The sequence below is a fragment of the Bacteroidota bacterium genome, from assembly GCA_038746285.1.
Taxonomy (GTDB): Bacteria; Bacteroidota; Rhodothermia; order Rhodothermales; family JANQRZ01; genus JANQRZ01.
This window is the reverse complement of the sequence record JBCDKT010000022.1, coordinates 1-21,646: the sequence shown is the minus strand read 5'-3', so window position 1 is coordinate 21,646 and position 21,646 is coordinate 1. Positions and strand designations below refer to the sequence as shown.

14 protein-coding genes are annotated in these 21,646 nt (G+C 67.0%); 3 read left to right on the top strand and 11 right to left on the bottom strand.

From position 1 onward, the window contains the following. Nucleotides 1-9: 9 nt before the first annotated feature. The 8 genes from AAGI91_08920 to AAGI91_08885 all read right to left on the bottom strand — a co-directional run bounded on the left by AAGI91_08920 (nt 10) and on the right by AAGI91_08885 (nt 9,824). Nucleotides 10-1,578, bottom strand: coding sequence for a lipopolysaccharide biosynthesis protein (locus tag AAGI91_08920; protein MEM1042737.1), 1,569 nt, complete (start codon nt 1,576-1,578; stop codon nt 10-12). Further along, nucleotides 1,575-2,423 carry a sulfotransferase domain-containing protein gene (locus AAGI91_08915; protein ID MEM1042736.1) on the bottom strand — a complete coding sequence of 283 codons (849 nt, stop codon included), beginning with the start codon at nt 2,421-2,423 and terminating at the stop codon, nt 1,575-1,577. The genes AAGI91_08920 and AAGI91_08915 overlap by 4 nt, the downstream gene beginning before the upstream one ends. 11 nt (nt 2,424-2,434) lie before the next feature. Next, complete coding sequence (locus AAGI91_08910) at nt 2,435-3,574, bottom strand: DegT/DnrJ/EryC1/StrS family aminotransferase (protein MEM1042735.1); 1,140 nt, start codon at nt 3,572-3,574, stop codon at nt 2,435-2,437. A gap of 3 nt (nt 3,575-3,577) precedes the next feature. Then, nucleotides 3,578-4,264, bottom strand: coding sequence for an acyltransferase (locus AAGI91_08905; protein MEM1042734.1), 687 nt, complete (start codon nt 4,262-4,264; stop codon nt 3,578-3,580). A gap of 127 nt (nt 4,265-4,391) precedes the next feature. Next, nucleotides 4,392-5,339, bottom strand: a complete 948-nt coding sequence (locus AAGI91_08900; GenBank protein MEM1042733.1) for a Gfo/Idh/MocA family oxidoreductase — start codon at nt 5,337-5,339, stop codon at nt 4,392-4,394. Between the two features lie 77 nt (nt 5,340-5,416). Further along, complete coding sequence (locus AAGI91_08895) at nt 5,417-6,820, bottom strand: nucleotide sugar dehydrogenase (protein ID MEM1042732.1); 1,404 nt, start codon at nt 6,818-6,820, stop codon at nt 5,417-5,419. 60 nt (nt 6,821-6,880) lie between these two features. Continuing rightward, the gene (locus AAGI91_08890; protein ID MEM1042731.1) at nt 6,881-7,360 is read right to left on the bottom strand and encodes an SLBB domain-containing protein; all 480 of its coding nucleotides are present in this window, start codon (nt 7,358-7,360) and stop codon (nt 6,881-6,883) included. A gap of 40 nt (nt 7,361-7,400) precedes the next feature. Then, complete coding sequence (locus AAGI91_08885) at nt 7,401-9,824, bottom strand: polysaccharide biosynthesis tyrosine autokinase (GenBank protein MEM1042730.1); 2,424 nt, start codon at nt 9,822-9,824, stop codon at nt 7,401-7,403. 531 nt (nt 9,825-10,355) lie between these two features. Between AAGI91_08885 and AAGI91_08880 the strand changes: the two genes are divergently transcribed. Continuing rightward, complete coding sequence (locus AAGI91_08880) at nt 10,356-12,176, top strand: AGE family epimerase/isomerase (protein MEM1042729.1); 1,821 nt, start codon at nt 10,356-10,358, stop codon at nt 12,174-12,176. 75 nt (nt 12,177-12,251) lie between these two features. Here the strand turns inward: AAGI91_08880 and AAGI91_08875 are convergent, their stop codons facing one another. Together AAGI91_08875 and AAGI91_08870 are read right to left on the bottom strand one after the other, a co-directional pair. Beyond that, nucleotides 12,252-14,453 (bottom strand): penicillin acylase family protein, encoded by a 2,202-nt coding sequence (locus AAGI91_08875; GenBank protein ID MEM1042728.1) that lies wholly within the window; start codon nt 14,451-14,453, stop codon nt 12,252-12,254. A 182-nt stretch (nt 14,454-14,635) separates the two neighbouring features. Beyond that, nucleotides 14,636-17,845, bottom strand: coding sequence for a T9SS type A sorting domain-containing protein (locus AAGI91_08870; GenBank protein ID MEM1042727.1), 3,210 nt, complete (start codon nt 17,843-17,845; stop codon nt 14,636-14,638). 206 nt (nt 17,846-18,051) lie between these two features. Between AAGI91_08870 and AAGI91_08865 the strand changes: the two genes are divergently transcribed. Beyond that, entirely contained in the window at nt 18,052-19,263 is a 1,212-nt protein-coding gene (locus AAGI91_08865; protein ID MEM1042726.1) for a M20 family metallopeptidase, read from the top strand. Between the two features lie 39 nt (nt 19,264-19,302). Here the strand turns inward: AAGI91_08865 and AAGI91_08860 are convergent, their stop codons facing one another. Next, nucleotides 19,303-20,538, bottom strand: coding sequence for a hypothetical protein (locus AAGI91_08860; protein MEM1042725.1), 1,236 nt, complete (start codon nt 20,536-20,538; stop codon nt 19,303-19,305). Nucleotides 20,539-20,765: 227 nt separating this feature from the next. Here AAGI91_08860 and AAGI91_08855 point away from each other — a divergent pair. Then, nucleotides 20,766-21,646, top strand: an 881-nt coding sequence (locus AAGI91_08855; protein MEM1042724.1) for a serine/threonine-protein kinase, incomplete at its 3' end; no start/stop codon positions are given.

The window sequence follows — 21,646 nt, the reverse complement described above, 5'->3', positions numbered from 1 at the left end:
CGGGCGGGGTCAGGCCGGAGTCTGGCGGAAGCGCTGCGCCCAGCCGAGGGCCTGGAAGCGGGCGGGCAGGTGGCGGAGGAGCGTCCCGATCAGCCGGAGCCCGTCGGCCCCGACGAAGAAGGCCGGGAAGGCCAGCACGAGGCCGAGGCTGAGCAGCCCGGCGGCCCCCATCCCACTGAGGGCGACGAGGGCCGCGGGCGCGGCGACGCTACGCAGCACCTCGGCCAGGCCAAACGACGTGCCAAAGACGAGCGCGGCCAGCAGCAGCGGCGGGACGTGCATCCGCAGGAAATAGCCCCATGTCACCCCCGTAAGCCGGAGGCTGAGGTCGGCCACGAGGAAAAAGTTGCCCACCAGCGCGAGCAGGATTCCCACCGCCACGCCCTCGATCCCCCACGCCGAGCCGGCGAGCGAGCCGGCGAGCACGCACCCGGCGTAGACGGCCTTGCGCCACGCCCGGTTGTAGACCGCCCCGGTCGCCCGCGCGAGCGCGTCGCCGATCTTGTAGCTCGTGCGGAGCATCATCCCGAGGGCTAGCACCTGGAAGGGCACCACGGCGGCGAGCCAGTCCGGCCCCAGCAGCACGCCCACGATCTCGGGAGCGAGGGCGACCGACGCCGCGCTGAGCGGCAGCGTGAGGAGGTTCAGCACCGACGTGCCTTCGAGGAAGATGCGGCGCAGCCGGGCCGCGTCCCCCTGGATCTTGGCCATCGCCGGGAAGAGCACCTTGTCCAGGACGCCGCCGGCGAGGATGACCGGCATCGTGGTAAGCTGGAACGCGCGCCCGTAGAGGCCGAGCGCGGAGGCACCGAGGAGCCGCCCGATGATGAGGTTGTTGCCCTGCTGCGCGACGTAGTTCGAGATGCGCGCCACGGTGAAGCCGCCGCCGTAGTAGACCAGTTCGCGCAGCGGGCCGAGGGCGACCTGGGGCCGCTTCGGGTGCCGCCGCGCCGCCAGCAGCACGCCCGTCCGCACGACCGTCTCGGCGAGGTGCGCCCACACCAGCGCCCACACCCCGAAGCCGCCGAACGCCAGCCCAAGCCCGACGAGACCGTAGCCGACGAAGTACGCCAGCACGTCGCGCGTGGCGATCCAGCGGAACTGCAGCTCCCGGTAGAGCAGCGACTCGGCGACGAGCGCGAGGCCTTTGAGCGGGAATACCCACGCCAGCACGCGCAGCACGTCGGCCAGCGGCGGCATCCGAAAGAACGCCGCCATCGCCGGAGCCCCCCACACCACGACCCCGGCGAGGGCGACCCCGCAGAGCGTCGAGACCGTGAAGCCCGTCCGCAGGTGGTCATCGCTCAGGCCGGGCCGCTGCACGAGCGCCGGGCCGATGCCGAGTTGGGAGAAGATCTCGGAGAAGTAGACCACCACGAGTGCCGCCGAGACCACGCCGAAGTCGGCCGGGGTCAGCAGCCGGGCCAGCACCAGGAGCACGCCGATGCGGAGCAGCGCCTGCACGCCGGCCCCGGAGAAGTTCCACAGCAGCCCGCCGAGCGTGCTCCGCGTCAGGCTCGGTGCCTGCGCCTCCGGTCCCGCGTCGGGGCCGGTGTCGCTGTCAGGGCCGGCGCTCATCCCGCCGCCGCCTCGCGCTCCCAGCCGTAGTCCTCGCCGAGGGCGTCGTAGAGGGCCTCGTTGTGGGGCCGGAAGTAGGCCGCCAGCCGGGCGCGCAGCGCCGGGTCGAGGGGGTCGTAGCGGAAGTCGTTGTGCTTGCGAAAGCGGAACCCGCCGAACGGCTCGATCCCGAGGAAGCCGCACACGGCGTCGAGGACGCCCTGGGGGTCGGCGTACATCCGCTCGCCCGGCAGCAGCAGCATCTGCTCCCGCCCGAAGCGGTCGATCCACGGGCGGAGCTGCTCCAGGTAGCGCCCGCGCGCGAGGTACGAGAACGAACGGTGCGCCTGGCTGTAGTAGGCGGGGTCGGCTCCGAGCCGGGCCGTCTCTTCCGCGATCCGCTCTTCCTCCCGGTCCACGGCCTCCTCGAACGGCAGCGTCTCGTAGCCCTTGCGGACTTCGTGGTGGTAGTGCGAGTACGCCCGGTCCACCGGGTTACGCATCAGCACGATCAGCTTCGCGTCCGGGAGGTCCTGGCGGATGCGGGCCGGGACCTGCGGGTGGAAGAGGTAGTACGGGCTCGCCTCGCCGGTCAGGGCCGCCTCCCGCTGGACCTCGCGCGCGGTCGGAAAGAAGGAACGGTACCAGCCCAGGCCGCGGCGGTAGCCGATGTCGAAGTAGTGGACCTCCTTCCGGTGCACCGGCAGGACGCGGGGGTGCTGGGTGAGGTAGTGGTAGAGCGACGTCGTCCCCGCCTTCTGCGCGCCGATCAGCAGGAAGTCCGGCAGCACCCGGCGCGCGCTCGTGAGGCGGCGCGGGAGCATCAGCCCCTCTTTGATGGTCCGCTTGGCGGTGCGTGTCAGCATCGGTCAGCGGGCTACCGGACGGCCTCGGCGAGTGCGCCAGCGATGTGGCGGATCGTGGCTTCGTCGAGCTGGGGCCAGATCGGGAGGCTGAGCACCTCGCCCGCGAGCTGGTCGCTGACGGGGCAGTCCGACGCCAGGTGGTCGTAGACCGGGAGGCGGTGCTGCGGCACCGGGTAGTAGATCATCGTCTGGATGCCCTGCGCCTTCAGCGCCGCCGCGGCCGCGTCGCGCTTGCCGCCGAGGATGCGGACGGTGTACTGGTGGAAGACGTGCCCCGGCACGACGGCCGGCGCGACGACGCCCTCGACGTCAGCGAGGAGCCGGTTGTAGGTCTCGGCCACGCGGCGGCGGCCCGCGTTCTGGTCCCCGATGTGCGGCAGCTTGACCCGGAGGAACGCCGCCTGGAGCGCGTCGAGGCGCGAGTTGTAGCCGACCTCTTCGTTGTGGTACTTCTTGAGCGCGCCGTGCGCCCGTAGCTTCCGCATGTGCTCGGCGAGGGCGTCGTCGTCGGTTGTGACGAGGCCGGCGTCGCCGAAGGCCCCGAGGTTCTTGGACGGGAAGAACGAGTACGCCCCGACCGCGCCGACCGTCCCCGTCCTCTTGCCGTGCCACGTCGCCATGCCGTCGCCGCCCGCCGCGTCCACGAAGCGCGCGCCGAACGACTGCGCGCAGTCCTCGATGATCGCCAGGCCGTGCCGCTCGGCGATCTCCAGGACCGGCCCGATGGCGGCGGGGCCGCCGTAGAGGTGGACCGGCATGACGGCCGCCGTGCGCTCGGTCACGAGCGGCTCGACGGTGTCCGGGTCGAGGTTGAACGTCCGCGCGTCGATGTCGGCGAAGACGGGCGTCGCGCCGACGGCGCTGATCGACTCGGCCGTGGCGAAGAACGAGAACGGCGTCGTGACGACCTCGTCGCCTGGGCCGATGCCGAGCGCCCGGAGGCCGACCACGAGCGCGTCTGTCCCGGAGTTGACCCCGATGGCGTGCTTCGTCCCGAGGTAGTCCGCCACCTCGCGCTCGAAGGCGTCGAGTTCGGGGCCTTTGATGAACTGCCCGGAGCGGAGCACGCGCTGGAACGCGTCGCTGAACTCATCCCAGAGCGCATCGATCTCCGGCTCCAGGTCGAGGATGGGGATGGCGGTGGCGGTCATGGCTCAGGTGGATTTGAAGTCGTCGTAGGTCTGGTGGCCTTCGGTCATACGCTCCGGCAGCGGCTCGTCTTCGCCCAGGTCCAGGCAGCGGAGCACGCCGCCGGTCTCCTGGTAGCGCAGGCCCGACTCAGGGCACGTAGCGAGGCCGTCGCCGCCGACTTCGAGCAGGTGTCCGTGGCGGCTCATCCAGCCGCGCTGCCGGGCCGGGTTGCCGACGACGAGCGCGTAGTCCGGCACGTCCTTCGTCACCACGCTCCCGGCAGCCACGAAGCAGTAGCGCCCGAGCGTGACGCCGCACACGACGGTCGCGTTCGCGCCGACGGTCGCGCCACGCCGGAAGAGGGTCCGCTCGTAGAGGCCGCGGCGGTTGACCTGAGAGCGCGGGTTCGTGACGTTGGTCAGCACGCAACTCGGGCCCAGGAAGACCTCGTCCTCGAGCTCGCAGCCGGTGTAGATCGAGACGTTGTTCTGGATCTTGACCCGGTCGCCCATCACGACATCGTTCGCCACGTTGACGTTCTGGCCGAGCGTGCAGCCGCGCCCGATGCGCGCGCCGGGCTGGACGTGGCTGAAGTGCCAGATGCTCGTCCCCTCGCCGATCTCGCACGGCGCGTCCACGTAGGCGCTCTCGTGGATGCGGACGCCGGGGAGCGTGCGGATGCGTCCGGTGTCTGTGCCGGTCGGGGCCATGTCAGTCAGCGTCATCGTTTGGCGTGTTCGAGGAGTGCGGGTGGTCGGGCGTGTGGGAGTGCGTAGAGTCTCAGCTAGACGGTGGACGCTCGCACCCTCCCGCACGCCCAACCCCAGTGCGAAGCACTCAGGCTACTTCGAAGCCCAGAAAAGGGTGCGGCAGCGTGGGAGCGGTCTCGACCTTCGCGGTCCGAATGGCGTGGACGAGTTCGATGGACGGGCGGGCGTCCTCGATCCCGAAGCCCTGGCCGTCGAGGGTCTGCTCGTAGACGACCGTGTGGAGGTCGCGGAAGCCGCCGGAGAACTCGACCTCCTCACCGTCGACGGTGATCGAGCGGTAGGTAGGCTGCTGGCCCTTGACCGAGGCGGGCAGGTCGTTGCCGTCGATCGAGAGGAACCACTGCACGTCGGCGCGCTGGAGTTCGAGGAAGCCGCCGGCGCGCTCCGCTTCGAGGACGTGGACCTCGCTCTCTTCGACGCCGCCGAAGAGCCAGATCAGGAGGTCGAAAAAGTGGATGCCGATGTTGGTCGCCACGCCGCCGGACTTGTCGGCGTTGCCCTTCCAGGAGTAGCGGTACCACTGCCCGCGCGAGGTGACGTAGCTCAGCCGGACCGCGTGCCGCTTGTCGGAGCCCTGGAGCTTTTCGCGGAGCGCGAGGAGCGCCGGGTGGACCCGGAGCTGGAGGATCGTGTGGACCGAGCAGCAGTCGTACTCGCGCTCGAGCTCCGCCAGCACGTCGAGGTTCCAGGGGTTCATCACGAGCGGCTTCTCGCAGATCGCGTCGGCGCCGACGCGGAGGGCGAGGCGGATGTGGGCGTCGTGGAGGTGGTTCGGCGAGCAGATCGTGACGTAGTCCACGCGCTCGCTCTCCGGCCCGCGGCGCAGCTTCTCCAGGTGCCGGTCGAAGCGCTCGAACTCGGTGAAGAACGCCGTCTGCGGGAAGTGCTGGTCCAGGATGCCGACGGAGTCGTGCGGGTCGACGGCAGCGACGAGGCGGTTGCCGGTCTCGGCGATGGCCTTGAGGTGGCGCGGGGCGATGTACCCGGCGACGCCGGTGAGGGCAAAGTTCTTCATAGGTCTGGAGTCCTTCATAGGTCTGGGGTATGCTCGTGGACCGGGATGTCCGTTCGTCACTCGTCGTTCGTCATTTGCTACTGTGTCAGCACCGGCGCGAGGTCTTCGGCCGGCCCCTCGCCCATCTCGCGGCCCGAGAGGCCGACGACGCGCGCCGAGCCGTCGCAGCAGGCGCGCATCTTGCCGCGCGTGTCCACGATGAGCGGGACGGAGTCGATCACGAGTTGGTAGTCCACCTCGTCGTGGTCGGTGATGAGGATGGCGGCGTCGGCTTGGCCCAGTTCGGTCTCGGTGAGCGGGCGGCTGCGCAGCGGGAGGTGCTGGATCGCAGTGTGGCCGTCGTCGGCGATCTCCGGGCAGAAGGGGTCGTGGTACTGCACGTCGGCCCCCTTCTCCTGGAGCAGCCGGATGATCTCGAGCGCCGGGCTCTCGCGGAGGTCGTCGATGTTCTTCTTGTAGGCGATTCCGAGAACCAAGAGGCGGCTGCCGCGGACCGCCTTGCCGTCGTCGTTGAGCGCGTCGGCGACTTTCTGGACGACGTAGACCGGCATCTCGGCGTTGATCTCGCTCGCCAGTTCGATCATCCGCGTCTTGTAGGCGAGGGTCCGCATCTTCCACGAGAGGTAGTGCGGGTCGAGCGGGATGCAGTGCCCGCCGAGGCCGGGGCCGGGGGTGAACTTCATGAACCCGAACGGCTTCGTCCCGGCGGCGTCGATCACGTCCCACACGCTCACGTCGAGCTTGTCGCACGCCTGCGCGAGCTCGTTGGCGAGCGCGATGTTAATCATGCGGAAGGTGTTCTCGTAGACCTTCACGAGCTCCGCCGCGCGCGCGCTCTCGACCGGCACGAGCGTGTCGAACACCCGGTCGTAGACCGCCACGCCGACCTCGGCGCAGAGGGCCGTCACGCCGCCGATCACCTTCGGGGTGTTCTTGGTGTGCCACGTCGGGTTGCCGGGGTCCACGCGCTCGGGCGAGAAGCAGAGGAAGAAGTCCTCGCCGACGGTGAGGCCGGTCTCTTCGAGGACGGGGAGCAGCACCTCGTCGGTCGTCCCCGGATAGGTCGTGCTCTCCAGGATGACGAGCTGGCCGGGGCGGAGCGTGTCTTTGATGACGCGCGCCGCGCTCAGAACGTAGCCGAGGTCGGGGTCCTTGATCTTGTTGAGCGGCGTCGGGACGCAGATCGAGATCACGTCGCAGTCGGCGAGGCGGCCCATGTCGGTCGTCGCCTCGATCCGGCCGCTCTCGGTGTGGGGCCGGAGGGCGTCTGAGGGCACGTCGCCGATGTGGCTCTCGCCGCGGCTGATCTGCTCGACGACGGGCGCGCTCACGTCGAAGCCGAGGACGCGGTAGCCGGCGGCCGCGCACTCGACGGCGAGCGGGAGGCCGACGTAGCCGAGGCCGATCACGCCGACCGTCGCCTCGCCGGAGGCGGCGAGGTCGAGGAGCCGGTCGGCGGCGCGTTGGGTGTTGGTAGTCACGGTAAAGCGGGTCTGTAGGGTCGTAGGGACGGGCGGCACGAGGTCTCTGCCGTGCAGGCGCTAGCTACCGACCAAACGGAGCAGCACGAGCGCGAGCGTGCCGAGCGAAGAAGTAAATACGGCAACGTCGCGTAAACCGATCCCGGTCTTGACTTCCGTGCGAATTGTGAGCAGGTCGCCGGCCTGGAGCGGCGGATACCCATCGGCGAGGAGTTCGTCCATCGTGCAGGCCACCACCACGTTCTGGCGTCCGTCCTCGAACCGCGTGAGCTGCACATGCGTGACGCGCTCCTCCTCGCCGCGCTGCGCGCCCGTCTGGGGGCCGCCGGCGTACGAGAGCAGTTGGAGCATGTCCGTCCCGACCTCCACCTGGTAGAGCCCCGGCGTCCGCACGTCGCCCCACACCTGGAGGTCCATCGTCGAGCGCCCGGGCTCGGCGTAGCGGTAGACGGAGACGCCGGGCGTGGCGGTGACGATCTGCGCGTGCGCGGCCGGACCGGCGAGCGCCAAGAGGGAGGCGAGGGCGAAGAGGCGGTTCATGGGGAGGAAGGCGGTGATGGCGGAAGGGGGCGTGGCGGGGCTAGGCTTCGACCGGCTCGTGCGGGGCCTCGCCGGCGGAGGCGAGCGTGAAGTCCTCCATGCTACCGTAGCCGTAGCCATACCCGTAGCCGTAGCCCTTGACGCGCTCGTCGAAGCGGTTGAGGACGGTGCCCAGGAGCGGCGTCCCGGAGACGCTGATGCCGTCGCGCGTCCGCACGAGCGAGCGCCAGCTCGTCTGCCCGGCGACGGAGAGGAACACGATCCCGTCGCAGAGGCGGGAGACGAGCACGGCGTCGGTCACGGCCAGCACCGGCGGCGTGTCGATGACGACGATGTCGAAGGCTTCGCGCATCTCGGCGACGAGTTCGCTCATGCGCTGGGAGTTGAGCAGCTCCGCCGGGTTGGGGACGTGCTTGCCGGCCGGGATCACGTAGAGGTTCTCGACCGCGTCGTCGAACTCCTTCCACGTCACGCGGAGCGGCTGGCGGTAGCTCTCCCAGTCGATGGTGCCGCGGCGGAAGAGGAGCTCGGAGAGGCCGTTGTAGCGGGTGAGGCCGAGGAGGGTGTGGCCCTTCGGCTTGCGGAGGTCGGCGTCGACGTAGAGCGTCCGGTGCCCGGCCTGCGCCATCGAGACAGCGAGGTTCATCGCGGTCGTGCTCTTGCCCTCGCTCGGGCCGGAGCTGGTGACCATCATGACCTCTACCTGCTGGTCCGGGAGGCTGAACTGGATGTTGGTCCGCAGGTGCCGGAACGCCTCGGCCAGCGGCGAGAGCGGGTGGAGCACGGCGGCGACCGTCGTGCTCACCTCGTGGGAGTCGATGCGGACCCGCTCCTGCCCGCCGAAGTTGCGCTTGACGATGTCCTTCATGTCGGGCACGGCCCCGAGGACGGTGAAGCCGTGCGCCCGCAGGTCGTCCGGCGCTTTGATCCGGTGGTCGAGGGCGTTCCAGAGCATGGACGCGCCCACGCCGGCGGCGAGGCCGAAGAGCAGGCCGAGCGCGAGGTTCAGGACCGGGCGTGGGCGCACGGGGTCGAGCGGCACGTCGGCGCGGCGGATGACCTCGACGTAGCCGAGCTCGGACTCCTCGGCCACACGCGCCTCCTGGAGCTTCTCGACGAGGAAGAGGTAGGTCCGCTCCGTCGCCTGCTGCTGGCGCTGGAGCTGGGCGAGTTGGATCGTCTGGCGGGGGATGTCGCGCAGCCGTCCCTCGTAGGCACCCACCTGGGCGCGGAGCGCGGCGGCCTTCGCCGCCAGGCCCTGGACGCGGATGCGCTTCTGCACCACCTCGCGCTGGAGCCCGGTGATATAGCCCAGCCCCGAGGCCCGGCCTGTGCTCGCGTCGATCCCGCCGACGGCGAGGACCTCTTCGACGTACTGCCCGGCCTGCTGGTCCACCTGCTGGCGGAGCCGCTCGATGCGCGAGGTGATCTGAAGGAGGTCGGGGTCGCGGGCCTCGTTGCCTTCGAGTGTCGGGTCGACGGAGTAGAAGTCGCTGGCCTGGAGTTCGAGTTCGGCGATGCGCTCCTGGAGGACGCGGATCTCGTTCTCGACGCCGGACGCGATGCGCCGCGCGAGGCCCGGCTCGACGCGCTCGACCTCGGCTTCGAGCGACCCGAGCGCTGCCTGCTCCATCTCCAGCTCCACGCGGGTCTCTTCTAGGGCGGCGTCGAGAGCGGCGATCTGGGTGACGGCGTTCTGCCCCTCGGCGTCGAGGGCGATGGCCCCTTCCTGGGTCAGGAACTGGCCGAGGTCGCCCTCGATCTGGCGCAGGTCCTCGCGGCGCTTGGCCTCCTGCCCTTCGAGGAAGGCGCGCGAGCTGGAGATGCTGGCCCGGCTCGTCTCCTGGCTCCGCTTGAGGTACTCCTCGGCGTAGAGGTTGGCCATGAGGGCGGCCTCGTCCGGGCTCGTGCTGCGGGCCGTAATGCGGATCAGGTCGGCGCGCTCGCTGACCGGCGCGAAGCTGACGCTCTGCTCCAGCATCGCGCGCGCCATGCCGCCGACGGTCCGGGCCTGGCCGTCGCCGTCCAGCATCAGCGGCGCGGGCTCCGGTGCGGCCTCGGTCAGCCGCGCCGCCACGCCCTCGGCGAGAGGTACCGACTGGCGCAGAATCTCGACCTCGTTGTAGATCGTGCGCGAGTCGCCACCGAACGAGAGCAGGCTCTCGATGGAGTTCGCGCTCCAGTTCTGGTTCTTGTTCGTGTCCACGAGCACGACGCTGGCGGTGCTGTAGAGCGGAGCCTGGGTAAAGGTGTAGAGCGCCGCCACCCCGAAGACGGCGAGGGCGACGAGTAAGACCAGCTTCCATCCCCGCTGAAGGATCTCGAGCAGGCCCGACAGCGACAGTTCGGCGAACGGTTCAGGCTCCGGCGCGGCCGCGGGCATCGGCCCGTTTCCCCCAAGCCCGGCGGCGCTCACGGGGCCGGTCGTGACCGTCGCTGCGCCGGGCAGGACGGGGCGGTTCATGAAGGTCGGTTCCACGGCGGGGCGGGCTGGGTCCAAGAAGAGGTAAGGGGCGTACAGCGCTCTAATCCGGTAATCGCACGTTCCATCGCCCGGCTTAAAAGGTGGAAAGCATTTCTCCGGGCGGCGGAACGCCTTTCCCGGAGCCTCGCTTTGCACCCCCTAAAATGAGCGTGACCGTGCGGCCCGTGTCCTACCAAACCACGTTCCCTTTCCGCTCGCCTTCCGAACGCGAAATCTCCGCCCGAAGACCTGACCCTGAGTGCTGCGACAAGCTCACGCTGACAGGTATGTCATCCTGAGCTCGGTTCAGACCGCGCAGCAGCGGCGCAGCCCATCTCCAAGCCAGGCTTTAGATCCCGGATCGGGGTCCGGGATGACAAGGTGGAGTGACCTGTCAGTCTCAACTTGCCAGAGGATTAGTGCCTACGGCGTTCAGCCTGCATGGCTGCCCCTACGTCCAGACAGGGCGCGCGACGCTGAGCGAAGTAGTACCTTAGCGCTCTTCGCCGACGTCTCTGGCCTCCTCGCTCTATGATCTCTCGCTCGCTACGCCTCGCGCTCGCCGCTGTCCTGGTCCTCTGTGCGCCGTGGGCTCCGGCCCTCCAGGCGCAGGTAGCGCTGGACTCCCCGCACCTCCAAAACCCAGAACTGATCCTCGACTACGTCGAGACCAACGCGGACTTCTGGCTCGGCGACGCGTACGACGAGGCGCGCGGCGGATTCTACACCAACATCGCCCGCGACGGCTCGGTCAACACCGGCTGGGGCACCAACAAGGACGTCCTCACGCAGAGCCGGAACGCCTACGCAATGGCGCGCGCCTTCCAGCTCACCGGCGACGAGCGCTACCTGGACTACGCACGGGGTGCCCTGGACTTCCTGTACGAGCACGGCTGGGACCCCGTCCACGGGGGATGGTTCAACCGCCTGAGCGAGAGCGGCCAAGCCCTCGACCCGAACGCGCAGAAGACGGCCTTCATTCAGCACTACGCGCTGCTCGGCCCGATGGCGATGGTCGAGGCCACCGGCAGCGCGGGCGACGCGGCGTGGCTCGGCGCCGGGTATGCGTGGATGGAGGAGCACCTGTGGGACAGCGACGCGGCCCGCTTCGGCTACTACGACCGGGTGAGCCGCTCGGGGGCCTCTCCCACCGGCAAGAGCTTCAACGCGACCGTGGACGCCTTCACCACGCACGCCCTCCAACTCTACACGGGCTCCGGCGACGACGCGTACGGCACCCGGCTCGACGCCCTCGCAGCCAACGTCCTCGACCGGCTCGTGGCGTCGATGCCGGACCAGGCCATCGGCTTCGCCGAGAAGTACTCGTCCGCGTGGCAGCCCCTCGGCTCGGAGCGGCTGACGATCATGGGACACGTCCTGAAGTCGGCCTGGGTGCTCGGACGGCTCCACGCGGTCCGCCCCAACCCGGCATACCTCGGTGCCGCAGAGACGCTCGCGCAGCACGTCCTCGACCGGGGCTACGACCACGACCTCGGGGGACCCTACAAAGACTTCGACCGGACGACCGGCGAGATGATACTCTGGGGCCTGCCCGACACCACGAAGGCGTGGTGGCAGATGGAGCAGGCCGTCACGGCGGGCCTGGAGCTGTACCGCCACACCGACGACCCGGCCTACCTCTCGATGGCCGACGGGACGATGCGCTTCTTCATGGAGCACTTCCAGGACGCCTTCCACGGCGAGGTCTTCGCCGACGTGACCCGCTACGGCGAGACGATCCCGCAGTGGGGGAATCTGTTCAAGGGCGACGGCTACAAGGCGGCCTATCACTCTATCGAACTCGGGTACTACGCCTACCTCTACAGTCAGCTTTTCGTCCACGGCCAACCGGCCCGGCTGCACTACCGCTTTGCCCCTGCGGCCGAGGACCGGACGCTCCGGCTGAGTCCGCTGGCCGCCGCCGAAGGCGAGGTGCTCCTCACGAGCGTCACCCTGGACGGCGTCCCCTACGCCGACTTCGACGCGGCGACCCGCTTCCTTCGCCTCCCCTCGGGGACCGGAGGCCTCGTCGCCGCGACCTTCGCGCCCGGTGCCACGACGGACACGGACGATGCCGCTGCGCCCTCCGATGCGCTCGCCCTGGAGTCCCTCTTCCCCAACCCGTCGACCGATGCCGCGACGCTGACCTACACGCTGCCGACGTCGGCTCCCGTCCGAGCGGTGGTCTACGACGTGCTGGGGCGTGAGGTCGTGCGCCAGGCGGCGTCTTCCTCTGGCCCGGGGCGTCACACCCTGCGCCTGGACGTCTCCGGCCTCCCGAGCGGCGTCTACGTCGTGCGGCTGGAGGCTGGCGCGTCTTCGGCAGCTCAGCGCTTCACCGTCGCCCGCTGACCCACGTAGGGTTCGAGCACGAAACGCCCCGAGCCGGTCCAAGCCGACTCGGGGCGTCGTGTTTGCTGCGGTGTGCTACCGGACAACCGTCAGCTTGCGCGTCTGGGTCTGGCCGTCGGCGCGAAGGCGGACGAAGTAGACGCCGCTCCCGAGGTCCCGGGTGCTGACCTCAAGCTCATGTGTGCCCTCGGCCATCGCTCCGTTCCGAAGCGTGGCCACCGTGCGACCGAGCACGTCGATGACCTCAAGCTGCATCGTCCCGGCCGTCGGCATCTCAACGACGACGCGGGTGACCTCGCCGACGGGCGGATTCGGGTAGACGGCCCCGAGGCGCGGAGCCCGGCCCGGTGCCGCGCCCGGCTCGCCCGCCACCGGGTTCGCGCCGGCGAACGAGAAGGGCTTCATCTCGTAGGTCTGGTAGAGCGGCCACTGGTCGGCGACGTGGGGGCTGGGCACGCCTGCGTTGTTGAAGAACGCGCTCTGCCCGGGCGGCACCATGTTCTCGGCGCGGCTGCCGGTCTCGCTGAGCTGGACGATCTGCTGGTAGGTGCCGGGGTACTCGCGCGCGTCGATGATCGGGTGCATGCCCTTGAGATCGTCGAAGGTCAGCGGGGCTTCCTGCACCACGAACTTGTCGAGCGCGAGGACCCCGTCGTAGGTCCGCCCGGCCCCGGCGGCCCAGGGCATGATGTCGCCGTGGTCCCAGTCGGCGGCAGGCTTGTTGTTCCAGTTGACGTAGTAGCCCTGGACTGGATTCTCGTCCTTCGGCAACTCGGCGAAGGCCCGGATGCCGTCCCACTCCTGCGAGCCGTCGCCGACGAGCGGGAGGCGCGGGTCGGCCCCGTCCGGGCGGTCCGGGTAGAAGCCGATGTGCCAGAACCGGATGTCCTGGTCTTTGCTGTTCAGGAAGAGGTTGAACGACATCGGGACCGCCGCCCCGACGGCCTCCACCTCCTCCCGCGTCTCGGCTTTCCAGAGGTCGTAGAAGGCTGTCGCCATGTCGAGCTCCTGGTCCCAGAAGGTGTACTGCCAGGTGAACGCCTGGTTGTTGTCGAGGTCGTCGGCGTAGACCGGCCCGTGGACGCTCCGGTAGTGGGTGAAGGCGACGGGCGTGCCGCCGAGCACTGAGATGGTCTCGTCGATGGCCTCGTAGTCCACGAACGCTCCGTCGAAGAAGTAGCGGTCGAGCGTGTCGTCTTCGGTTGTCTCGATGAAGGTGTCGACGTTGTCCGAGACGCCGCTCGTGAGCGTCCACGCGCGGTCGGCGGTCCGCCCGATGATGACGCCCGGGATGCCGGGCACGGTCATGCCCGCGATGTGGAGCGCCGGGTCCTCGGCGTCGCCGACGAGGAGTTCGCACTCCCACGTCACCGCCCGGTCCGGGTCACCGGGCGCCGAGACGGCAGGGACGCCCATCTGCGGCGCGCCGAGGAGCATCACGTCGCCGGGGGCCGACACGGACGGCCCGATGAGCGATGCGTACGACCCGAACTTGCGCGGCACCCCGAGCGCGTCGAACTGGCGGTTGACCCGCTCGCGCCGCGCCTCGACCGCCTTCGCGATGGCCGGGTCCACGGCCGGGCCGCGGTAAGTCACCTCGTGCGCAGTCGGGGGGCGCGGGATGTCATTCGGAATCGTCGTCGCGGCCGTGGGGTCGTTGATCGGCCGGTTCGCGTCGAACCACTTCTGCCCCTGCGCCGTCAGTTCAGCGAGCCGGGTCAGCTCCGCCCCGCCCGCCTCGCCGAAGCGTCGCATGAAGAACTGCATCAGGGCCACCATCTTGTCGTTGTCCCACGCCTCGATCCCAATCAGCGTAAACGGCGCCTGGGCGTACTCGGCCGGCTGGTACACCGCCGGGTTCGCCGCGACCGAGTCGATGTAGGCGTTGACGCCGTCCTTGAAGCTCGTCAGCATCGTCTGGACCTCGCCCGGCAGGGCCTCGAACTGCGCCTGGCGCTCGGCGGGGGTGTAGAAGAACGTGCGGACGAGTTGGTCGCTCTCGACGAAGTCCGAGCCGAAGGCTTCGGCGAGGCGGCCGGTCGAGGCGCGCCAGAAGTTCTCCATCTGGAAGAGCCGGTCCTGGGCCGCGGCGAAGCCCTGGCCAAAGAACACGCCCGTCTCGGTCTCAGCCGTGATGCGCGGCACGCCCCACTCGTCGCGGTCGATCTCGACCGTCGTGGCGTCGGGGGCCTGGAGGGTGAGGTCCTGCGCCGCCTGCCCGTGCGCGACGAGCGAGACGGCGAGGAGCAGCGCGAGAGATAGACAGTGACGACACACGGGAACAACGGTTTGGTGAGAGACGACCCAGCATACGTCACGACTTCGCTCGGCACAACATCCATGCTACACTCAGAGCGCAAGCCTCAACCGTAGAGACTTGCGCCTTGAGTGCAGCAGACAGAGTAGCCGCTTTCGTAGGCTGGGTAGCATAACTCGGCAACCCAACATTCGAACCGTGCCTAGCGCAACACGGTGATCTTGCGTGTCTGCACCTCGTCGCCGCTGCGGAAGCGCACAAAGTAAACACCGCTGCCAAGCCCGTGCGTGTTCAACTCGGCCTGATGCCTGCCTGCCTCCATACGCTCATCAGCAAGAACAGAGATCGTCCGTCCCAGAAGGTCGAATACGTCAACACGTACGGGGCCAGGCTCTGGCATTTCTACGACAATGCTAATAGCTCCTCCTCTGGAAGGGTTGGGATAAACAGCGTCGAGGCGCGGCGAACCAGGCAGCGCAGCGTCTTGCTTAGCCTCTAGGGCATTCTCTGCAGCAACCCTTTGTCCAGCATGCCAGGCCTCTGTATCGGGGACATCTAGCAGATTCCCGCTCTTGTCTAGAAGCCTGGCTACGGTGACATTCACAGTCAATGTATCGTTTTCACTGCACCCGTTGGGAAGTTCAAATCCGAAGAGGGGGGTTTCCTTCGTCTCATTGCTTGCGAAAGCCGTTCCATCACCATCAACGAAGCTCCACGAGGTGCTGTCAGCATCGAGAATCGGTCCGAGGTCTCCTCCGAATTCCACTTGGCCACGCAGTGGATGGGGCGTCCACAGAAGGTTCGTTGCAATAGCTCTTTGATAGGTACCTGATGTGTCCTGAGGACATACCCACAGGAGACTATCCTCACTTACCCACCCCTCCTCACTAACGACGTTCCTGAATCGCGACACTTCGTAGAACAGGTCAGCCTCCTCGCGCTTGAGCTGCCCTGGTAGCTCGAATGTCGAGTTCACGAATAAGATAGGTGTATTGTCCAGCTTGGCACAGGGAGCACCTGAACTGCAATAGTCTCCGATAGAGTCTTTGTCGTCACCATCGTCTATCATAAAGTATGCATTAGTATTTCTGAAGTTTGAGTCTATGTACCAGTGTCTACGCTCCCTATTACTAGAAGGTTTGTATTGTATTAACTTCTCGCAGTGAGCGGCTTCAGTTTCTCCTATATTCTTCCATACGAAACTCTGCGGGTCTCCCCCACCGGGCCGACCGCTTGTAGCACCCCGAATGCGGGTGCAATATTTAAAGTCATAGTCCAATGAGCTAGATGAAGTATTCTTAAAGTCAACGTTTTCGACTGAGCTCTCCCACACATGCCAGTCATTATTTAGGATCGCAGACGCGGCGTTTCCATCAGACGCCACCACAGTCAGGTCTGAGAAGTGGTTGTCGCTGTACGCTTGCAGGCTGTCGGCGTCGTAGTTGAGGCTCACGCCAAACGGTGACATCTGCTTGAAGTCCCCTTGGACTATAACTCCATTCTCTATGGTTATATCAGGCCCAGCAACACCAAATACACTCTTGGGACTTCCTTGAAAGTTGCCTATATCGACGTAGTAGTTATTAATCTTATTAGGGCAATTATTATATATATTGTAAGGATCATCAATTGCGTCTTGACATGTACTATACCTTGCGCCGCCTCTCACTCCTATAACATAGCTTTCACTGTGATGAGGGTTAGCTATCAGGTTCTTAACCACCAGATTCTCTACCTCAGAGCATTGCAGTGCAGTGTGACCCCACCCCACACCTTCTATCGTGACGTTAGTTATTTCAGTGCACCCATACAGATAGAGCGCATGGTTGAAGGTCCCTGCGTCTCTGAAATATAGGTCTCGGAAGTTGTGCCAGTCAGACCGCAGGACTGGTCGATCCACCCAGTAGCTCAGAACTCCATTAGAATGCGTGTTGAGTACACCTACGTTGGTCAGGTTGAACTTTTGGTTGCTGGGAATCCGAAGCCCAGTGTTATCACCGTGAGAGCTCTGCGCAAAGCCTATGGAGCCCGGAGTGTTTCTGACAGCCTCGTTTAACTCATCGTACGTGTAGACGGGACCCGTTTCGGCATACTCGTGGTCAATGCGATATCCCGGCGTGTTGTCGTAGTATCCATTGTCTTCGTAGAAATCATCGTAGAACGAGTCTTCTCTGAACGAGACATCGACTACGATATCTCGAGCTTTGAAGGAGGAAGCAGCATACTCTGGCTGAATAGAGTTCGTGCTATAGGCGAGGAGGATGCGGGCGTCAGGAGCGAGGTGGTACGGCTCCGCATAATCTCGTCTTGCTAGAGTAGCGTCTAGTTGGATTCTGCATGAGGGACACACGGATGGTGGAGGTCCTCCTAGAACAATGGACCCCATCGACTGTGGAGGAGGCAGTGTCTTCAGAACGGTTGCGACCTCTGGTAAGACAACTGGGCGGTAGTTGTTGCCATGCTCGTCTGTGGAGTCTGTGCTGGCGAGAGTAACCCCGACATCGCCGGTTAGCATGACGCCGCTCGGGAGCTGAACAGTTCCTGCGCGCCAGTATAGTTCTCCGTCGCACGCGGTGGAACACTCTGGGTCTGGGAGATGCAATGACTCTGCTGTACCCAGCTGCAGTTGGTTAAATCTCTTTATTCCCCAACTCGCCCAGCCGAGCGCGTCCGTGTTGTCGAAGTAGGCCTCTTGCGCCTCGCTCCGCGCTCCAAACCACCTAGCGTCCCACTCTGTTGTATTCGAGAGAAGAGCCCCGCCCTCCGGCCTGATTGCAACCCAGTAGAGATTGTCCTGAGCACAGTCGTATTCCACTGTGCCAGAAATACTCCAAGAATCTTGACTAGTCCCTCCGAGGTGCCTGGCGAAAAGTCCCTTCATGGCGAATCCTCCCGGGCCCTCCCTCTCCTGGAATTTCCCTGTCGCGTAGTTCAGAAGAGGTTTCCAATTCTCCCGGCCCTGCCATACCACTCCATGCATGGAGGAGTCGGCGAGAGCAACGGTATATGAATTACCCCCCGCGTCAGTGCCACTCAGGGTAATGGAATAAGAGCCTGGTATGACGGGGGCACATGATGTCGTGTCCCTTTGCCTCGAGTTGGCGCTACTGAACGTAACGGATTCTGATTTGCTTTGTCTTGCTCCAGCCGGGAAGATGAGGCCTGGAATAATACTACCTTGCAAGTTCGCCAGTAGAGGATTAGAACCGTGATAAAGCCTGAAGTTCATGCCTCCGCCATCTCCGGCTTCGTAGTAGCCTTGACGGAGCACCACTTTACCCGTATCTGCCACCACGACACTAAGGGCATTGAGTTCAGCTTGGCTCGAAACAGTAGAGGGAGGCTGTGCCTGTAAAGCTCCTGGAACGATTAGAAGAGCGAGCGCAATTAGGCTATGGAGGTACCCGAGCATGGTAGTAGGGTGTTTGTGATACAGTTGAGATCTTGGCTACATCTCATTGTAGTGATTAGAATCCACAAACACAATATATGTTGTAACAAGTATTAACATTTTGCTAAGTATATCCAGATATCTTATAACTGTAAGCGGTTACTACCCAACATCATACCTCCATTATATTACGTCTAGACAAAAATATCATTCGAGCCTTACTCTACATGCAAGACCGTATCCAGGCCCTCAATGCCGAGTTGTTCGACGAGGTCGTTGACCTTCGGCGGCGCGTCCACCGCAACCCGGAGCTGGCCTTCGAGGAGTACGAGACGGCGGCGCTCGTGGCCGAGACGCTCGGCGCGCTGGACGGCGTGACGGTGCAGACGGGCGTAGCCAAGACCGGCGTCGTTGCGACGATTGAGGGCGGGCAGCTGGGGCCGACGCTCGCGCTCCGCGCCGACCTGGACGCGCTCCCGATCCACGAGGCTACCGGCCTCGACTTCGCCTCCGAGCACGACGGGACCATGCACGCCTGCGGGCACGACGCCCACACAGCCTCGCTCCTCGGCACGGCGAAGATCCTCCACGCCATCCGCGCCGACCTGCGCGGCAGCGTCCGCTTCCTCTTCCAGCCGAGCGAGGAGAAGACGCCCGGCGGCGCGAGCGTGATGATCGCCGAGGGTGCCCTCGAAGCCAGCGGGTCGCCCGCGCCCGAGGGGATCGTCGGGCAGCACGTCTTCCCGCAGCTGCCGGTCGGCACGGTCGGGGTCCGCAGCGGCGACTTCATGGCGAGCGCCGACGAGGTCTACCTGACCGTCCGAGGCGAGGGCGGGCACGCCGCCGCCCCGCACTCGCTCGCCGCCGACGCGGTCCTCGTGCAGGCGCACGTCCTCACCGCGCTCCAGAGCGTCATCAGCCGCAACAGCCCGCCCGACGTGCCAAGTATCCTCTCTTTCGGCAAGGTCACGGCCGATGGCGCGACGAACGTCCTCCCCGCCGAGGTCCACATCGAGGGCACCTTCCGGTCGATGGACGAAACCTGGCGCTTCCGGGCGCACGACCTGATCCGCCGCATCGCCGAGCAGACCGCCGCCGCCTTCGGCGCGACGTGCGAGGTCGAGATCGTCGTCGGCTACCCGGCGCTCTCGAACGACCCGGCCCTCGCGGCCGAGGTGCGCGCCGCCGCCGTCGAGTACATCGGTGCCGAGCGCGTGATCGACCTGCCGCAGTGGTTCGCGTCGGAGGACTTCGCGTTCTACACGCAGCAGATGCCCGGGGCGTTCTACGTGCTCGGGGTCGGCAACGAGGCGAAGGGGATCACGCACGGCCTCCACACGCCGCGCTTCACGATCGACGAGGACGCGCTCCGCCTCGGGCCAGGGTTCATGGCCTACCTCGCGTGGCGGCACAACGCCGAAGCGGGCACCGAAGCCTAAGCCCCGGCACCCGCTCCTGGCCCCGCAGTAGGCTGCGCCTTACCACCCGCCGTCGTCGTAGCCGCCCTGGTCGTAGAGGTCGTCGTAGTCCGTGGCCTGGTTGTACTGCATCGGGTCCGGGTTGTCGTACCCCTCGGTGCCGACGACGGTACCGCCCTGGTCGGTCCAGTAGGAGTCGTACCCGCTCTCGACGCCGTAGTAGCTGTCGCCGGTGTTCGCGTCGTAGAGGTCGACGCTGCCGGTGATGCTGTTGACGGTGCGGCGGTGCATCTCGTCGTTCGAGCGCTGCTGGTTCTGCCACGCCTGGTTGTGCATGTCGAAGGCGGCGGAGTTGGCGGCCATGCGCTGCTGGTGGGCGTTGAAGCTGGCCTGGCGCTGCGCCATCCGCTGCTGGTGCTGGGCCTGGCTGCTGGCCATGCGCTGCCGGTGCTGCGCGTTCTGCCGCTGCATCGCGGCCTGGCTGATCTGCTCCATCCGCTGCTCATACGCCGGGTTCGGCTGGTAGCTGTCGGACGCCTGGGCGTAGGTCTGGAGCGTCTGCGGGAGGAGGTCCGACGGGCTGAGGACCGCCGTGGCCTGGAGCACGCCGCCCGGCATCTGGGGCGAGGTGAAGCGAATCACGTAGACGAAGCCCTGCACGGCCTGCCCGTCGCGGCTGCCCTGGACCGGCGCTTCGAGGGCCTCGGCGCGGAAGCCCTTGCGTCCGGCCAGCTCGACGGCGCGGCGGTAGGCGCTCAGCGCCTCAGTGGACGCGCTGCGCTGCATATGCCCGAAGGAGACGCCGCCGAGCTGCACGCCGTGCTGGGCGAGTTGCCGCCACGTCTGCTCGAAGTCGGTGCCCATCATCGGGCCGTAGGGCGCGAGGCCGAGGTTGCGGACGAGTTCGCCGCGAGGCCCCTGCAGGTCGAGCACCTGGCTCACGGGCTGTCCCGTGTTGGGATCGGTGGCGAGGTTCTGGGTGAGGTGCCAGCCGGCCGGGACCAGCTGGGTGCCGCTCGGCATCCCCAGCCCCCGGTCCATGATCGTCACGCGCTGAGCGCCTCCGGTAGCGGGACCGGCAGCGGCCGGCTGGTAGGTGCCGCTCGGCGGTGGGCCTTGCGGATACGGACTGTCGGCGTAGGCCTCGTGCGGATAGGCCGCGTCGGCGTAGGGGCCGGCAGCGTAGCCCTCAGCGTAGGGGCTGGCCGCGTAGGGGTCGTTGGCGTAGTCGTCTTCGTAGTCGGAGCCGCAGGCGGCAAGGACGAGGGCGAGCGAGAGGAGGAAGAGGCGCGTCATGGTCGGGGGGGTCGAAGGATGCGAAGCGGGTTCGCCCTCCAAGACGGGATTCCTCGACGGATCGGCTCACGCCAGTCGCGGGGAGCGGCCGCGCTGCCGGGCCGCTTGGTAGCCTATGTCTGCCGGTATCGACGCCTGTCCGCGACGACATGGGCGGGGCGACGGCATTGCGTCCTGACCGGCACGCGGTTATCATCCCCCGGCTCTTTTCCCTTCCCGACCCGACTATGGCCACCGACCCCGTCCGATGGGAACGCCTCAAGGCGCTCCTCGCCGATGCCGCTGACCTCGACCCCGACGCGCGCGCCGCGTTCCTCGACCGTCTCGGCGACACCGACCTGCGCGCCGACCTCGACGCTCTCCTCGCGGCGCACGACGAGGCCGAGGCCGCCGACCGGTTCGAGGAACCGGCCTTCGGGGCTGAGGTCCGGCCCGGCGCACTCGACGCCCGGGTGGGGCCGTACCGGCTCGTCGAGGAGGCTGGGCGTGGCGGCATGGGGACCGTCTACCGGGCCGAGCGGGCCGACGGGGCGTTCGAGCAGACGGTCGCGCTCAAGCTGTTGCCGCCGGGGCTGGCCTCGGCCGGGTCCGCCGAGCGCTTCCGGGCCGAGCGGCAGATCCTCGCCCGCCTGGAGCACCCCCACGTCGCCCGCCTCCTCGACGGCGGCGTGACCGGCGCGGGGGCGCTCGGGCGAGAGACGCCGTGGCTGGCGATGGAGTTCGTCGACGGCACAGCGCTGACGGCCTATGCCGAGCAGGCGCAGATCTCGGTCGAGGCCCGCGTGCGGCTGTTCCTCCAGGTCTGCGAGGCCGTCGCCTACGCCCACCGCAACCTCGTCGTCCACCGCGACCTCAAGCCGTCCAACATCCTCGTGGCCGAGACCGAGCGCGGGGAACCCCAGGTGAAACTGCTCGACTTCGGCATCGCCAAGCTGCTCGAGGACGACAGCAGCGAGGCCCTGAAGCAGACGGGGATGCAGGTGATGACGCCCGAGTACGCCGCCCCGGAGCAGGTGCGCGGCGAGGCCGTCACGACGGCGACCGATGTCTACGCCCTCGGCGTGGTGCTCTACGAACTCCTCGCCGGGCAGCGGCCCTACGACGTCGC

Excerpts from the sequence above, each read along its gene's own strand:
- AAGI91_08920 (MEM1042737.1), bottom strand. The coding sequence starts at position 1,578 with ATGAGCGCCGGCCCTGACAGCGACACCGGCCCCGACGCGGGACCGGAG.
- AAGI91_08915 (MEM1042736.1), bottom strand. The coding sequence starts at position 2,423 with ATGCTGACACGCACCGCCAAGCGGACCATCAAAGAGGGGCTGATGCTC.
- AAGI91_08910 (MEM1042735.1), bottom strand. The coding sequence starts at position 3,574 with ATGACCGCCACCGCCATCCCCATCCTCGACCTGGAGCCGGAGATCGAT.
- AAGI91_08905 (MEM1042734.1), bottom strand. The coding sequence starts at position 4,264 with ATGGCCCCGACCGGCACAGACACCGGACGCATCCGCACGCTCCCCGGC.
- AAGI91_08900 (MEM1042733.1), bottom strand. The coding sequence starts at position 5,339 with ATGAAGAACTTTGCCCTCACCGGCGTCGCCGGGTACATCGCCCCGCGC.
- AAGI91_08890 (MEM1042731.1), bottom strand. The coding sequence starts at position 7,360 with ATGAACCGCCTCTTCGCCCTCGCCTCCCTCTTGGCGCTCGCCGGTCCG.
- AAGI91_08885 (MEM1042730.1), bottom strand. The coding sequence starts at position 9,824 with ATGAACCGCCCCGTCCTGCCCGGCGCAGCGACGGTCACGACCGGCCCC.
- AAGI91_08880 (MEM1042729.1), top strand. The coding sequence starts at position 10,356 with ATGATCTCTCGCTCGCTACGCCTCGCGCTCGCCGCTGTCCTGGTCCTC.
- AAGI91_08870 (MEM1042727.1), bottom strand. The coding sequence starts at position 17,845 with ATGCTCGGGTACCTCCATAGCCTAATTGCGCTCGCTCTTCTAATCGTT.
- AAGI91_08865 (MEM1042726.1), top strand. The coding sequence starts at position 18,052 with ATGCAAGACCGTATCCAGGCCCTCAATGCCGAGTTGTTCGACGAGGTC.
- AAGI91_08860 (MEM1042725.1), bottom strand. The coding sequence starts at position 20,538 with ATGACGCGCCTCTTCCTCCTCTCGCTCGCCCTCGTCCTTGCCGCCTGC.